This window comes from Corynebacterium pseudodiphtheriticum (assembly GCF_023509295.1).
GTDB classification, from domain to species: Bacteria; Actinomycetota; Actinomycetes; order Mycobacteriales; family Mycobacteriaceae; genus Corynebacterium; species Corynebacterium pseudodiphtheriticum.
In genome coordinates this window covers 1-15,462 of the sequence record NZ_CP091864.1, presented here as the reverse complement: position 1 = coordinate 15,462, position 15,462 = coordinate 1, and the positions used below count along the sequence as shown (strand labels likewise).

Here is a 15,462-nt window from a genome sequence, read left to right as displayed (position 1 = left end):
GGTCGTATCGTGTCTTGTCGATCATGGCGTCGAGGCTGCCATATGCTTTTGGGGGTTATACGACAAAAAACGTGTCCGTATCGGCGGGATTGACGCAGATAAAGACATAAAAACAACGCATTTATAATCCCCACAACGATATAAACGCCCCGAAAACGCTCAATCCACGATCCAATGCAGAATCTGTGCTAAGCATGCGTGTTGCCTTAACGCATGAAGAAAAACAGACCACGATGCCCCGTATGCACTGGGACAATGAAGAAAAACGGCACAACAACCAAAGGCACAACCCGATGGCGTTGCACCTCACCAACCTGCGGGGCATCCACAACAAAAACACGTCCAGACCGCCAACTATCCGCAGACTTCAACACCTTCATTAGCTGCATCTGCGGCAACGCCTCAATAACCGAAACCGCTGCTGACCACAACATAAGCCGACGCAGCCTGGAACGACGCTTCAACACCTTCTGGTTCATCGATATCCCCCACGACATCGACACAGCCCGCATCTACGACCAAATCTTTATCGATGGAACCTACACCGGCGCCGGATGCCTTCTTATCGCTGCCACACGCAACCACGTTGTCAATTGGGTATGGGCACACCACGAAACAACCGCGGCCTACCAACAACTTCTCGAACCCCTACAAGCACCTGTCATGGTGGTACTCGATGGTGGCCGCGGTGCCTATTACGCCATCAAACAAACCTGGCCAACAACCCGCATCCAACGATGCCTAGTCCATGCCCAACGCGTCGTGCGCAGACATCTCACCTCCCGACCACGCACCGATGCCGGCAAAACACTCTACAAACTAGCCCTCAACCTCACACGCATAACCACAATTGACCAAGCCGCACAATGGACCGCCCACCTGCAACAATTCGACACCGTCTACCGCACATGGATGGATGAAAAAACACTCAGCATCACAACCGGCAAGCGCGAATACACACATCTATCCGTGCGCAAGGCCTACAACAGCCTCAAACATCTCTACCAGCAACAATGGCTATTTAGCTTTCTCCAGCCACCACAAACACCAACAACCAACAACTACCAATGGGCATCAACTACCAACAGCCTAGAAGGGTCAATCAACGCGCAACTGAAACTACTGACCAGAGGCTCCACCGCGGCAGATCAGGCGAGCGACAACGACGAATGCTCGAATGGTGGCTCTACCTGCACACCGAAAACCCCACACCACCTATCGAAATAGCCAAACAACAAAACTGGGGGCGCGATGCACTCGCCAAAGTCAACACCACGCCCCACAACGAGAACGAAGCCGACCAGCAAACAGGACGACCAGCCCTCTACGACCAGGGTATCGATGTTGAATACACACACTCAATCGGTATCCGGAAAGGCCAGATCTAGGGAATTGGCGACACGCCGATCAGACACACTTTTTGCTACTTAACCCTATCCCTATCCCGCTTTTGGCGTTTAACCCATAAAGCAAAACCCCCGGTCATCACAACCGGGGGTAAATGGGCGCTGTGGAGCATAGGAGAATCGAACTCCTGACCTTCTGCTTGCAAAGCAGATGCTCTACCAATTGAGCTAATGCCCCATGTTTCCGCCTGTGGGTCTAGCAGGAATCGAACCTGCGACCTCATCGTTATCAGCGATGCGCTCTAACCGACTGAGCTATAGACCCTGTGTGCGGAACGATTATGTACTTTAATACGTATCTTAGATACACACAAATCGCCAGTTCAGGTGGCATTTTTTGTAGCTTATTCGTCGACTTCCACGATCTGTTGTAGATCCACTTGGATACCACCAAACAACGCCGCTACAGCGTTGTAGATGAGCGCAAACAGCGGAGCCAGGACCGTCGCCAAGATAGCCGCCACAGCACCCACCAGAGCCGACAGAGACAGCACCAAACCGTAGTCAATGAGCATGCCAGCCCCCAGACCGTCCATGAAGCCGTTGATGTACTCCCAGACGCCAAACGTGGCCATCACGAAGTACACCACCGTCACAGCGATCAGCCAGGCCACCAGGCCCACCAGAGACACCGCCAGGCCCACCCGAAAGGCAGATAGCGGCGAGATTCGAGTAATCGCGATGTTTCTTCCCATAGTGCTACTCCTCTTCGGCCTTTACGTCGCCGTCAGCTTTAGCTCCAGCCTCAGCTTCAGCCTCAGCCTTCGACTGGCCTTCCTGAACTTGCGCTTCCTGCACTTCGTCGATGGTCTTCTCTCCCTTGGCAACAGCCTGGGCTTCTTCCACGCCTTCGCTCTCGACGTTCTTGTCGATAGCCAACAGCTCGACGTCGTCGGCAAGATTCACCAGCCGCACGCCCATCGTGGCACGCGAGGACGGACGGATCTGCCCGGCCTCAGTACGCACGACGCCACCGGCAGAGGTGATAGCGAAGATTTCATCGTCCTCGTTCACCGCAATCGCGCCAATCAGCTTGCCGCGCTTCGGGGTGTACTTGAACGTCATTACGCCCATGCCACCACGGCCCTGGGTGCTGTATTCCTCAATCGCGGTGCGCTTGCCGTAACCGCCGCTGGTAGCCACCAACAGGTACTCGCCATCGTGCACCACGGACATCGCCAGCAGCTGGTCATCACCCTTAAAGCGCATGCCCTTCACACCGGCGGTCGCACGACCCATCGGCCGCAATTGATCATCGTCAGCAGTAAAGCGGATGGACTGGCCCTGCTCGGAGGTCAGCAACAGATCATCCTCATCGCCCGCCAGGCAAGCACCAATCAGCGCATCCCCCTCATTGAGGTTGATCGCGATCAGGCCAGCTGAACGCGCCGACTCATAATCCGTCAGATGCGACTTCTTCACTCGGCCCTGCTTGGTAGCCAGCACCAGGTACGGCGCATCGGTGTAGGACTGCAGCTGAATGACCTGAGCAATGCGCTCTTCCGGCTGGAATTCCAGCAAGTTCGCCACATGCTGCCCCCGCGCGGTACGACCGGCTTCCGGCAGCTCGTAGGCCTTCAGACGGTAAACGCGACCAAAGTTGGTGAAGAACAAAATCCAGTCGTGCGTCGAACACACAAAGAAGTTCTTGACGACGTCATCCTGCTTCAACTCCGCACCGCGCACACCCTTGCCGCCGCGCTTTTGCGACTTGTAGGTGTCGACCTTCGTGCGCTTGGCATAACCAGTAGCGGTGATGGTCACAACCACGTTTTCGCGGACGATCAGATCCTCATCAGAAACCTCACCGTGCGCGGCCACGATCTCGGTGCGACGCTCGTCGCCATGCTTGTCGACGATTTCCTTCAGCTCGGTCGCCACGATCTCGCGCTGGCGCTCCTCGCGATCCAGGATGTCTTTTAGGTCATCGATAACGGTCTGGATTTCTTCCAACTCGTCGATGATCTTCTGGCGTTCCAGGGCAGCCAGGCGGCGCAGCTGCATCGCCAGAATGGCCTCGGCTTGCTCGTCGTCGACGCCCAGCAGATCCTTCAGACCCTCACGGGAGGCTTCGACCGAACGGCTCCGGCGGATCAACGCAATGACCTCGTCGAGCATGTTCAAGGCCTTGACCAGGCCACGCAAAATGTGCGCACGTTTTTCGGCTTCCGCCAGGCGGTATTGCGTACGCCGAACAATAACTTCGATCTGGTGGGTGACGTAGTAACGCAGCATCTGATCCAGACGCAGCGTACGCGGCACACCATCGACGATGGACAGCATGTTGGCACCGAAAGAAGTCTGCAACTGCGAGTGCTTGTACAAGTTGTTCAGCACCACGCGGGCGACGGCATCACGCTTTAGAGTGACCACGATGCGCATGCCGACGCGGTCAGAAGACTCATCGTCAATATTCGAAATGCCGGCCAGCTTGCCGTTTGCAACCTGCTCGGCGATATTGGCCACCATGGTGTCCGGGTTGACCTGATACGGCAACTCGGTAATCACGATGGTTTGACGGCTGCCGTTTTCCTCGATGCTGGACACACCACGCATACGGATGGAACCACGGCCGGTGGTATAGGCATCCTTGATGCCGCTGGTGCCGACAATCATGCCGCCGGTAGGGAAATCCGGCCCAGATACCCGCTCCATACAGGCTTCCAGGGTTTCTTCCTCGCCCGCATCCGGGTTATCCAGCAACCAGTAAATGGCTTCCGCCAGCTCATTCAGGTTGTGCGGCGGAATATTAGTGGCCATACCGACGGCAATACCACCGGAACCATTCATCAACAGGTTCGGCACCCGCGACGGCAGCACCGTCGGCTCCGTGGTCTTGCCGTCGTAGTTCGGCTGATAATCGACGGTGTTTTCCCGGATATCCCGGGTCATTTCCATCGCCAAAGGCATCAGCTTCGACTCTGTATAACGCATCGCCGCCGGGCCATCATTACCCGGCGAGCCGAAGTTACCCTGGCCGTCGACAAGCGGATAACGCATCGACCACGGCTGGGCCATACGCACCAACGTGTCATAAATAGCGCTATCGCCATGCGGGTGATAATCACCCATCGTGTCCGAGACCGGCTTCGAGGATTTCACATAACTGCGCTCCGGCCGGTAACCGTTGTCATACATCGCGTACAACACACGCCGGTGCACAGGCTTCAGCCCGTCACGCACATCTGGCAACGCACGGCCCACGATCACGGACATGGCGTAGTCGATATAACTCGACTCCATCTCCGCGGAGATATCTATCGGCTCAATGCGATCTAACAAACCGCCTTGGTTATCGTCACTCATAACCTCCCAGTCTAGCGCCTAACGCGTCCAGAACGACGGTGCGCAACCCCTCTGCGGCAGGTGCGAATATGACTGCCACTGTGACAATTAACCGCGAGACTTGTAACCAAACTGTGAAACTTTCACACTCTGACAGTCTAAGTGGCAATTTTCGGGGCAGTTTCGTGACACTCTGCGATAAATTTTCACAGTCTGCGGTAGAAATTTGAGAGTGATAGTTGGAAAAGTGTTAGTCTAAGAGTCAAAATCTTCACAATTACCCAAGAAAAAACGCCATGAACACTGATTTTCCCACACCCGAAGAATTACAAGTTTGGTTAGATACTTTTCGCACTTACGGCGGCGACACTACAAATGTAGAAGTCAAAGCTGCTCAAGGCGGGCTTCCCGAAAACCTAGCCGAAACCACTGCTGCCTTCGCCAATATGCCGGAAGGCGGGCTGATCATCTTAGGTGTTGCCGAAAACCAGAATTTTTCCGTGCTTGGTGTGGACAAACCAGCGGAGTTAGAACAAGCTCTCGTCAGCCAAGCACACAATTCGATTACCCCGCCACCGTTTATCAGAACCACTGTTGTAACCCTGCAAGGCAAAAACCTCGTCCTAGCGCGCGTGCATGGCCTCAATATTCTGGATCGCCCAGCTATGTATCAAGGCAAAGCCTATTTACGGCAAGCAGATGGTGAATATGAAATTCCGGCTTCCGAATTGCGCATGATCGAGGTTGCGAAGCTGCATGCCGAGCAAGAAGAACTCTATGACCGCCGGCCTGTTCCAGATACCACCATTGAAGATCTTGACGGCGACCTACACCAGCAATTTTTACGCACCGCCCGGGCGAGTATCGCTCGATTACGCGAGATTCCAGAAGCCACGCTCCTTCGTAACCTCGTGGTCACTAACGGTGACGTTTTATCAATCGCTGGTTTTTACGCACTCGGACATTTCCCGCAAGGTCCTTTGCCATCATTAGCGATTACCGTCGCGGTTCGGTTGCCCGAAACCGAACGTCCACGGCGCACCCGCAACCTAGCCACGTTCTATGGCCCGGTTCCAGCACTGCTGAACCAAACCATGGACTGGGTCGAAGCCAATATTCCGCAAACACAGACCTATCAGGAATCCGGGCATATGCGCAGTGTTCCCGTCATCCCGCTGGCAGCAATCCGGGAAGCTGTCGCCAACGCACTGATTCACCGTGATCTCGGCCCAAATACAGTCGAAGCTGGCAAAGCCATTGACGTGCGTATTACCCCGGATCGCTTAATTATCACTAGCCCAGGCGGGTTGAAGAACCTGACAGTCGCGCAACTATACAGTGCGGATTTTCGGCGCATCGAAGTCAATCAGCACCTGTACCGCCTAGCAAAATTACTCACCGACACAGATGGAAATCGGATTATCGAAGGTGAAGGTGGTGGCGTTAACGCCATGTTTGAACTCTGCGAATCGGCAGGCTTGCCACAGCCAAAGATCATCAACACCGGAGTCAAAGTTACTGTCATTTTCTTCTTCCCCAAGCAGGGTCACACTTCAGGCGATGCTCCAATGGAGACTCCAGCCCCCAAAACTGCTCCAAATAACGGCGCAGAGCTAGAAGACAATGCTTCGTTAGCTTCGTTAGGCAACGGTATTCAAGTATCTGATGACCACTACCTGCGGAGCCTCGGAAAAAACGTCCCGCGCATCCTGAGTGCCGCACGCAATCTCGCAGCACCTCCAACACCAGTAACACCACAAACAGCGTCAGCACCAACGCCGAATCACACTGCCGAATTCAGTTTTCATCAATTAGTAGCAGAATCTGGGCTGAGTAATTCCCAAGTTCGCTATGGGCTGAGCCCGCTGCTCGAACACAAAATTATTGTGCGCAAGGGCGGGCAAGGTAAGAAAGCAACCACCTACCAACTTGGCAAGCGTGGCTAGCCCCCTAGCAGGGTTTACCAGCCGCGCTCTGCCAAACGGTGAGATACTGGCAACTCATCGACGTTGATGCCAACCATGGCCTCGCCCAAACCACGCGAAACCTCAGCGATAACCTTGGCGTCGTCGTAGTTCTTAACCGCACGCACAATAGCCTTCGCACGCGCCTCCGGGTTACCGGACTTGAAAATGCCCGATCCGACGAACACGCCGTCGGCACCGAGCTGCATCATCATCGCAGCATCAGCTGGGGTGGACACACCACCGGCAACCAACAAACCAACCGGCAGGTTACCGGTCTCAGCAACCTCAAGCACCAGCTCATACGGTGCCTGCAGCTCCTTGGCAGCAACGAACAACTCGTCCTTCGACATGGAAGACAAACGGTTGATCTCCGCGCGGATGCTCCGGATGTGGGTCACGGCGTTGGACACATCACCAGTGCCGGCTTCACCCTTCGAACGCACCATGGCAGCGCCCTCGTTGATACGACGCAGCGCCTCACCCAAGTTGGTGGCACCGCAGACGAATGGCACGTCGAAAGCGAATTTGTCGATGTGGTGAGCGTAGTCAGCTGGGGTCAATACCTCAGACTCGTCGACGTAATCGATACCCAGCGACTGCAACACCTGTGCCTCAACGAAGTGGCCGATGCGGGCCTTGGCCATAACTGGGATGTCGACGGCTTCGATGATCTCGGTGATCATATCCGGATCCGACATGCGGGCAACACCGCCCTGGGCGCGAATATCAGCAGGCACGCGCTCCAGAGCCATCACGGCTGAAGCACCAGCAGCCTCGGCGATGCGAGCTTGTTCCGGGGTAACGACGTCCATGATGACGCCACCAAAAAATTGCTCAGACAAACCGCGCTTCACGCGGGCTGCGGAACCATTGGCATTACTCAAAACGAGTTTTCCTTTCGGTCAGGCTAAGAATATGACTTATAACGCACAAAATATTGGGCGCGTCCAATCCTAGCCCCCAACGCCGGGCGATTAGACGTCGAGGAAGCGAACATCCTTGGCACGACGTGTAATGAAGCTACGACGTGCAGAAACGTCATCACCCATAAGAATAGAAAACAGCTCGTCGGCCTTTTGTGCATCCTCCAGGTCCACGCGACGCAAAATACGAGTGGTTGGGTCCAGCGTGGTTTCCCACAGCTCTTTCGCGTTCATCTCGCCCAGACCTTTGTACCGCTGGATACCGTCGTCCATGTTGATCTTGCGGTTCTGTGCAAAGCCTTCTTTCAGCTGGGCATCGCGCTCACGGTCACTGAAGGCGTAGCCAGGCTCACCCTTCGACCATTTCAGCTTGTACAACGGCGGGTTCGCCAAGTAAACGTGCCCATTCTCGACGAGCTCCGGCATGAAGCGGAACAGCAGCGTCAGCAGCAGCGTGGCAATGTGCTGGCCATCGACGTCGGCGTCGGCCATCAACACGATCTTGTCGTAGCGCAGCTTCTTGATATCGAATTCCTCATGGATACCGGTGCCCAACGCGGTGATAATCGCCTGCACCTCGTTGTTCTTCAGCACCTTATCCATGCGGGACTTTTCGACGTTCAAAATCTTGCCGCGCAACGGCAAAATCGCCTGGTACAGCGACTCGCGCCCAGCCTTCGCGGAGCCACCTGCGGAGTCACCCTCCACGATGAACAGCTCGGAAACCTTCGGATCCTTGGAACGGCAATCTGCCAACTTACCTGGCAAACCACCCAGGTCAGTGGCTGATTTCCGACGCACCAACTCACGCGCACGACGAGCCGCCACGCGTGCCTGTGCAGAAGCCACCGCCTTGTTCATGATGGCTTTAGCCTCTGCCGGGTTGGCATCAAACCAATCCGCAAGGTGTTCATTGACGGAACGCTGCACGAAGGAGCGAATCTCTGTGTTACCCAGCTTAGTCTTCGTCTGGCCTTCGAACTGGGGGTCACCGACCTTCGCGGAAATAATGGCCGATAAGCCCTCGCGGCAGTCATCACCAGTAAGCTTGCCGTCTTTTTCCTTCATCAACTTATGCGTTTTCGCATAGTTGTTCATCTGCGTGGTTAACGCAGCACGGAAGCCTTCTTCGTGCGTACCACCCTCGTGCGTATTAATCGTGTTGGCAAAAGTATGCACGGATTGGTTATAACCACTGTTCCACTGCAGCGCGATTTCTACCTCGTGGTCCTCGCCCTTGGCTTCAAAACTAATGATCGTCGGGTGGATCGAGGTTTTCGTGCGGTTCAGATAGTCAACGTAATCGACCAGGCCATTCGGGTAGCAGAATTCAATCTTCTTGACGGCTTCTTTATCGCTGAGCGCAGCTTTGTCTTCCGGGTCCGGATCATCGAAAGAGCTGGCAGTCTCGCCTTCTTCCGCGAGTGCCTCCAACTTCAGATCCTCGGCCGTCACGCGCTCGTCGACAAGCGTGATGGACAAACCCTTGTTCAAGAAAGCCATTTCCTGCAGGCGGCGCTTGATGGTGTCGAAATCAAATTTGACAGTCTCGAAAATCTCCGGATCCGGCCAAAAACGCACCGTCGTACCAGTGCCGCGGGCATTTCCGCCCTCAACGAGTTCTTCCGGCACCGCGCGCTCAAAATTCTGGTACCAGTGCTTGCCATCGCGCTTAATCGCGGCTTCCACGCGCGTCGACAAAGCATTGACGACGGAAATACCCACGCCGTGCAGACCACCCGAAACCGCATAAGAATCCGAGTCGAACTTACCGCCGGCATGCAGCTGCGTCATCACAACCTGCACCGTTGGTGCCCCCGAGGCGTGCATCGAGACCGGGATACCACGGCCGTCGTCAGTAACCTGCACGCCGCCGTCGGCAAGCAAACGCACCTCCACCTTGGAGGCATAGCCCGCCATGGCCTCATCGACCGAGTTATCAACAACCTCCCAAATTAGGTGGTGCAAGCCACGCACGCCGGTAGAACCGATATACATACCGGGGCGCTTACGGACGGCTTCCAAGCCCTCCAGGATGGTAATTGATGAAGCGTCATAATTCGGTTGCGCGTTAGCCACGTGAAACTAGCACTCCTTAAAGAGGAAATCTTCGACATTCCAATCTTACACCCCAGACACCCCGCCCGGGTGGAGCTAAGCCGCAGGCACACCGCACGGTCGCATGTCAGAGCCACAGCTGCTTATCAGTGGTTTATCCGTACGTATCGCGTGGACCGCGACCTTTCACGTGTAGCTTGCCCTTACGCCAATTCGGTGCCTGCGGGCCAAAGATCTTCAACTCAGTGATCACGTCCGGTCCAGCTTTCTCGCGGATCGAGCGCAGAATCTCCCGCTGCATATACCGCAAATTCGTCGCCCACGCGGTGGAGTCACAACTGATAAATAACGCGGTGTCTTTCACCATCTCTACCTTGGTGTGCTGCGCGATCTTCTCACCCACCAGCTGCTCCCAGTGCCCGGTCACCCACCCAGAGGCCAGGTTTTTCTCCCAACCTCGGGAGGTAATTTCTTTGTTCAGCACCGCACCCGCCGACGGCAAATTCAATTGTCTGCGCGGACGCCTGCCATCTGGCCCGGATTGCCGGTATTTCTGCCAATTCAGCGCACTGAGGGAGCCAGGAGTGTTCTGGGCATTACGTTCCTGGTGCGCCCGCGCTTGCCGACGGCGGCGCAGATAACTTTGTGCACCCGTCTGTGAAGTGCCCAGTGGTGGTGCGAATCCGCGTTGTGCAGCAGCTTCCCGGACGGCGGCAAAGGTGGCGTCGACAAGATCACGAGGCTGGCTTGGTAGCTGTGGCTGTAGCTGTGGCTTTGACTGGTGAGATGGCAGTTTTTGTGACTGATTCTGTGACTGGCTGCCTGCTGAATTATCGGCAGAAGCACTCATCGTGATCCACCGTCGCCAGGCTGGGGTGTGCCTTCGGCACCAGCACATCGCTCATTCTGGCTGGTGTCGATAAAGGACACACGTGAATACTCACCACTGGTGCTCATAGAATCGTGGACACCGATGCGAACTACAGAATTCGGTTCTAGTTCCTCGGGAATATCTTCTTCCACCGCAGCGGTAATCAGCACCTGTTCCACAGAGCTCGCGAGCTTGACCAAGTGCCGACGGCGCTTCACATCCAGTTCCGCAAACACATCATCCAGAATCAGGATCGGATCCGTGCCTGATTGCCGCAAAATCTCAAATTCTGCCCAGCGCAACGCAATGGCATAAGACCAGGTCTCACCATGCGAAGCAAAACCTTTCGCCGGATTAGCACCAAGTAGTGCTTCCATGTCATCACGGTGCGGGCCGACGAGGCTAACACCGCGCTCAATCTCTTTGTTCCGTGCATTGCCTAATGCTCCCAGCATGGCAGCCTCGATGAGTTCGACTTGCACGTGACCGTGCTCATCCCGGTAATACTCGTCGGTGATGCGACGAGGCGGCATCGCTGTCGAATTCCCAGAACCAGCAGCCACCCCAGAATTACCGTTTTCTACCACGGTATCCAGGGTGGAATTATAAGAGACATCTGCTGGGCGAGATTCTGGAGCGATAGCCTCATAGGCCTTACGAACCTGAATTTTTAGCTCATCAACCAACTCGATACGCGCAGCAATTAGCTGTGCACCTAATCCAGCCAAGCGATTGTCCCAGGCATCCAAGGTTGCTAAGGCAGATGCGGAATCATCGTCTCGATAACCACGCTTCAATGCCGCACTAGCTGACTTCAGCAGTGCATTTCGCTGACGCAAGACTTTGTCGTAATCAGCCTTCACGCCGGCAATTCGTGGGGTTCTACTAGCCAGCATCCTATCGAGATAGCGGCGGCGCTCCCCTGGCTCGCCACGTAATAGAGCCAAATCTTCCGGAGAAAACAGCACGGTCTTTGCTACCCCAAGCAGTTCCCGGGGTGTTTTCAACCGAGTTCGGTTTATCTGCGCACTATTGCTACCACTAGATTTGACCAATAAGTGCGCAGTGAGCTCGCGACCTTGATTAATAATGCTGGCGGATATCCGTGCATTATCTTGGCCAATGCGGATCAACGGCGCATCGGTTGCTACCCGGTGTGAGCCGAGGTGCGCAAGATAGCCAATGGCTTCGACAATATTGGTTTTACCGTAGCCATTGCGGCCGACGAACACGCTGATTCCCGGCGCAAACCGCAGGGAGAATTCCGGCCAAGAGCGGAAATCACGGAGCTGCAGGTTTTGGAGATACATTACCCAGGCAAACGAACCGGCATCAGAAGGTAAGTGAAATCAGACTGTGGGCTCGGGAATTGGCCGTCTTCGTTGGCTTCCGGCATGTGCTCCGGCTGCGGCAACAAGATGGCAGGACGAGACGATTCAGTAAATCCGAAAAAGACCTTCTCGGTGCGTACAACGGACAAACCATCTTTCAGGTATCCCGGATTGAACGCGATGATTAACTCATCACGACCGGAGAATCCGCACGGTACTGCTTCTTCTGCATGGCCAGATTCTGCACCACCCGCAGACAAAATAACCTGGTCCTCAGAAAACTCCATGCGTACCTGAGCGTTTCGTTCGGTCAACAACGAGACGCGACGAATCGCTTCTTGTAGTGGAGCAATATCGACGCTAGCAACACAGCTATGGGTTTTCGGCAATAGTGGCTCAATATTCGGAAATTCCGCATCTAGCATGCGAGTGGTGGTTTCGCGGTTGTGCGAGTGCAAGCCAAATAGGCCTTCAGCACCGACATTATCGCCAGCTCCCACAGCGATTTGTACGGGCTGATCCAAACTAGTGTCTAGGCTTCGCGCATTTTCTTGCAAAGTCTTTGCTGGTACCAGCAATTTAGCCGAGACGTTTTCGCTAACCGGGTCCCAATTCAGTTGGCGAATAGCCAAACGGAAACGGTCTGTAGCAGCAAGTTTAATATCTGAGCCGTTAATGGCGAAGTGCACGCCAGTGAGCATCGGCAAGGTGTCATCACGGCCGGCTGCAGAAGCAACTTGCGTAACGGCATCGGTAAATAGCGATGGGTTCAGGCTGCCGGTAACTTGTGGTAGTTCCGGCAGTTGTGGGTAATCATCCAGCGGAATCAGAGGTAGCTCGAAGCGGGAAGAACCACAACGCACCAACGCGGTGGAATCATTGACTTTCAGTTCAACTGGTTTGTTGGCCAAGCTAGCGACGATATCTGCTAGCAATTTACCCGCAACTGCAATAGTGCCTTCGGTCTCCACTTCTGCGGGGAGCTTGATCTTGGTGGAAACTTCGTAGTCAAAGCCAGAGAGCTCCAAGCCAGATTCATCAGCGGTAATCAGCATCGCGCGCAAGACAGGCTGAGTCGCTTTGGAAGGCAGATTCTTAGCTACCCAAGCGACGGCGTCTGCCAAGTCTTCCTTGGCAACACGGAACGATACTGCGGAGGAATCCATGTTGGTATCAAGCTCTCTTTAGAAGTTGTAATTTGCGAATTCTGGTTACGGGAGTTCTGGTTGCAGAAATATCCGAAGTTACCCGAAATCCTAACACTTTTCCAGTAGCAGAAAACGGCCTTTTCGGGGAATTCTTGTCATTTAGGGTTAGCTAAATTAGCTATCTGAATTACATGGTTCGTATTCAAAAGCGCACCCGGGATTCCGGGGTTACATCGTTGTAATTACCTCCCATGAGCGAGCTGTCCTTTGTTTATTTTTCGGTGCGAAACAAAAATTCTTCCGTTCCTTCACACCCACTTTCTCTTAATAGATTTCCAAGTTAAAAAGATAGTAGTAGCAATAAGCCTTGTTATATCTGTGAATAATCGGTCATCAGTAAAGCTCAAAGCTGTTTTTCAGATTGTGTTTATGGGTGTGTAGTTCTTGTGGATAAAACGGTGCAATTGTGGATAACTCTCGTGTAATTCTGTTTTTCCACAACCTGGACCGATTTTTCCACAATTCTTCCACCAGTGGATTCACACAGCTCAGAATTCTTTCACAGCCAGTATTTATGGCCTGGGTTACAAAAAATGTAAATTACAAACGTGTAATTACACAGGTGTGGAGAACCTTGTGGATAAAGAAAACCAGGCCCTGGACAATCCAAGGACCTGGTGGGGTATCGAGCTGGGACAGCTGCAGTGTCAGCCGAACACGAAGCTTAAGAAACGCGACCTCGTGTCTTAATAATTTGGGTCAGCTGTTGAATTTCATCGTAGGTATTCCGATTCTCGGTCATTTCTTTCCGGATCTTCCGATCCGCATACATCACGGTGGTGTGATCTTTACCGCCGAAGGCTTCGCCAATCTTGGGCAAAGAGTTATCGGTTAATTCGCGGCACAAATACATCGCGAGCTGACGGGCATGTGCAATCGCCCGGGTCTTGCCGGCACCGGTCAGTGCCTTGAACTCGATATTGAAATACTCTGCAGTCACTTCCATGATCGTGGACATAGTGATTTCCAGGTTTGCTGTATCTGGAAGGATATCGTGCAGCGCGATTTCTGCAAGCTTCATATCGATCGGCTCGTTGATTAGCGAAGAATATGCAGAAACGCGAATCAGCGCGCCTTCTAATTCGCGAATCGAAGACTCGAATTGAGAAGCAATAAATTCCAGTACCTCCCTGTCGACGTCGGTGCCGTCGGCGGAAGCTTTCTTCATCAAAATCGCGATGCGTGTTTCCAGATCAGGTGGCTGCACATCAGTAATTAATCCGCCTTCGAAGCGGGTACGCAAGCGATCTTCCAGGGTGGTTAGCTGCTTCGGCGGGCGGTCGGAGGACAAAATGATTTGCTTATCAGCTTGGTGCAGCGCATTGAAAGTATGGAAAAATTCTTCTTGAGTAGACTCTTTACCTTCTAAGAATTGGATATCGTCAACCATCAAGATATCTAAGTTGCGATAGCGGCGTTTGAAAGATTCCTGCCGGTCATCGCGCAAAGAATTGATGTAGTCGTTGGTGAATTCCTCCGAAGACACATACTTTACTCTCAGTTTTGGTTGCAGCACTTGGGCGTAATTACCTGCTGCATGCAAGAGGTGTGTTTTTCCCAAACCGGATCCGCCCCAAATGAACAGCGGGTTATAGGCACGTGCTGGATTTTCCGCCACCGCGACGGCGGCACCGTTGGCGAAGCGATTCGACGAACCGATAACGAAGTTTTCGAATGTGTATTTGGGGTTGAGTGATTGTTCCTGGTTGGGATCATGTGCAGGAGCTTCGCGGTGTAGACGGCGGGCAGAATCGGGCTGGCCGGTGTCTGTGGCGCCAGCTTTCTGTGCCTGTTGTTGCTGGTACACCTGTGCTAGTTCATCGAGACTGGCTGCTGCCCGGGGCGGATTGGCTTCTCGAGGGGCAGCGCTAGGCTGGTGGTCGCTAAACCCGATTTCGATTTGCGAGTCGTGATGATTACGCGGTGTTCGTCGCGGAGCACTAGAACGTGAAGTGGAAGAAGATTGCGTTCCCGGTTGGCTGGCTGCGGGGTGGGATGCTCCAGGCTCATTGCGTTCTGCGGATACTGGTGACTCTTCTCGCGGGCTGTAGCGAGACGTGTATCGCGGTTCGTAATCCCGGCTGGCTTGAGCTGGAGAATGCGAGGACTGCCATTCGTCGTCTTGTGGCGCGGCGATAGACACCGCCAATGAACAAGATTTGCCTAGGTAATGATTCAGGATACGCACGATGTGCGGGCCTAAATCATTTTCAATCGTCGCCTTGACATTTTCGTTCGGAACGGTCAGTAGCGCGTAGCTATTGACCATGGTGATTGGTCGGGCGCGCTGCAGATGGGCACGCTGTTGGTGAGTGAAAGACGGTACATCAGAATCCGGTTGGTCAGAGATATAGAGGAGGTCATCGACCATCTTCTGCCAATTTTCTGCGAGCGTGGACGCATCGTCTGCCAC

At 54.1% G+C, this 15,462-nt stretch carries 9 protein-coding genes, 2 tRNA genes and 1 pseudogene; 2 read left to right on the top strand and 10 right to left on the bottom strand.

Going from position 1 to position 15,462, the window contains the following annotated elements; all coding sequences use genetic code 11:
- Window positions 1-213: 213 nt before the first annotated feature.
- Window positions 214-1,388, top strand: a pseudogene (locus L9H78_RS00060) (IS1249 family transposase).
- 123 nt (window positions 1,389-1,511) lie between these two features.
- On the opposite strand, the gene L9H78_RS00055 reads toward L9H78_RS00060, so the two are convergent.
- From L9H78_RS00055 to gyrA, 4 genes are all read right to left on the bottom strand, one after another.
- Window positions 1,512-1,584 (bottom strand) — tRNA-Ala (locus tag L9H78_RS00055).
- Window positions 1,585-1,597: 13 nt separating this feature from the next.
- Window positions 1,598-1,671 (bottom strand) — tRNA-Ile (locus tag L9H78_RS00050).
- A gap of 79 nt (window positions 1,672-1,750) precedes the next feature.
- On the bottom strand, window positions 1,751-2,101 hold the full coding sequence (locus L9H78_RS00045) for a DUF3566 domain-containing protein (protein ID WP_249617981.1): 351 nt from the start codon (window positions 2,099-2,101) through the stop codon (window positions 1,751-1,753).
- Window positions 2,102-2,105: 4 nt separating this feature from the next.
- Window positions 2,106-4,712, bottom strand: coding sequence for a DNA gyrase subunit A (gyrA, locus tag L9H78_RS00040; protein ID WP_249617980.1), 2,607 nt, complete (start codon window positions 4,710-4,712; stop codon window positions 2,106-2,108).
- A gap of 275 nt (window positions 4,713-4,987) precedes the next feature.
- Here gyrA and L9H78_RS00035 point away from each other — a divergent pair, with 275 nt between their 5' ends.
- A complete protein-coding gene (locus L9H78_RS00035; protein ID WP_249617979.1) occupies window positions 4,988-6,637 on the top strand; it encodes an ATP-binding protein in 1,650 nt (549 codons plus the stop codon).
- 14 nt (window positions 6,638-6,651) lie between these two features.
- Here the strand turns inward: L9H78_RS00035 and pdxS are convergent, their stop codons facing one another.
- From pdxS to dnaA, 6 genes are all read right to left on the bottom strand, one after another.
- The gene (gene pdxS, locus L9H78_RS00030; RefSeq protein WP_249617978.1) at window positions 6,652-7,542 is read right to left on the bottom strand and encodes a pyridoxal 5'-phosphate synthase lyase subunit PdxS; all 891 of its coding nucleotides are present in this window, start codon (window positions 7,540-7,542) and stop codon (window positions 6,652-6,654) included.
- 90 nt (window positions 7,543-7,632) lie between these two features.
- Window positions 7,633-9,660: a DNA topoisomerase (ATP-hydrolyzing) subunit B gene (gene gyrB / locus L9H78_RS00025; protein ID WP_021353182.1), complete on the bottom strand. Its 2,028-nt coding sequence runs from the start codon at window positions 9,658-9,660 to the stop codon at window positions 7,633-7,635.
- Between the two features lie 133 nt (window positions 9,661-9,793).
- Entirely contained in the window at window positions 9,794-10,489 is a 696-nt protein-coding gene (locus tag L9H78_RS10570; RefSeq protein ID WP_347276365.1) for a DciA family protein, read from the bottom strand.
- Window positions 10,486-11,820, bottom strand: coding sequence for a DNA replication/repair protein RecF (gene recF, locus L9H78_RS00015; protein WP_249617977.1), 1,335 nt, complete (start codon window positions 11,818-11,820; stop codon window positions 10,486-10,488). Before recF ends, L9H78_RS10570 begins: the two co-directional genes overlap by 4 nt.
- Complete coding sequence (gene dnaN / locus L9H78_RS00010) at window positions 11,820-13,007, bottom strand: DNA polymerase III subunit beta (protein WP_249617976.1); 1,188 nt, start codon at window positions 13,005-13,007, stop codon at window positions 11,820-11,822. The genes recF and dnaN overlap by 1 nt, the downstream gene beginning before the upstream one ends.
- A 706-nt stretch (window positions 13,008-13,713) precedes the next feature.
- The gene (gene dnaA / locus L9H78_RS00005) at window positions 13,714-15,420 is read right to left on the bottom strand and encodes a chromosomal replication initiator protein DnaA (protein ID WP_430622756.1); all 1,707 of its coding nucleotides are present in this window, start codon (window positions 15,418-15,420) and stop codon (window positions 13,714-13,716) included.
- Window positions 15,421-15,462 lie beyond the last annotated feature (42 nt).

Bases quoted from the DNA above. Each gene is read 5' to 3' on its own strand.
- L9H78_RS00045 (WP_249617981.1), bottom strand. From the start codon at position 2,101: ATGGGAAGAAACATCGCGATTACTCGAATCTCGCCGCTATCTGCCTTT.
- gyrA (WP_249617980.1), bottom strand. From the start codon at position 4,712: ATGAGTGACGATAACCAAGGCGGTTTGTTAGATCGCATTGAGCCGATA.
- L9H78_RS00035 (WP_249617979.1), top strand. From the start codon at position 4,988: ATGAACACTGATTTTCCCACACCCGAAGAATTACAAGTTTGGTTAGAT.
- L9H78_RS10570 (WP_347276365.1), bottom strand. From the start codon at position 10,489: ATGAGTGCTTCTGCCGATAATTCAGCAGGCAGCCAGTCACAGAATCAG.
- recF (WP_249617977.1), bottom strand. From the start codon at position 11,820: ATGTATCTCCAAAACCTGCAGCTCCGTGATTTCCGCTCTTGGCCGGAA.
- dnaN (WP_249617976.1), bottom strand. From the start codon at position 13,007: ATGGATTCCTCCGCAGTATCGTTCCGTGTTGCCAAGGAAGACTTGGCA.
- dnaA (WP_430622756.1), bottom strand. From the start codon at position 15,420: ATGGTCGATGACCTCCTCTATATCTCTGACCAACCGGATTCTGATGTA.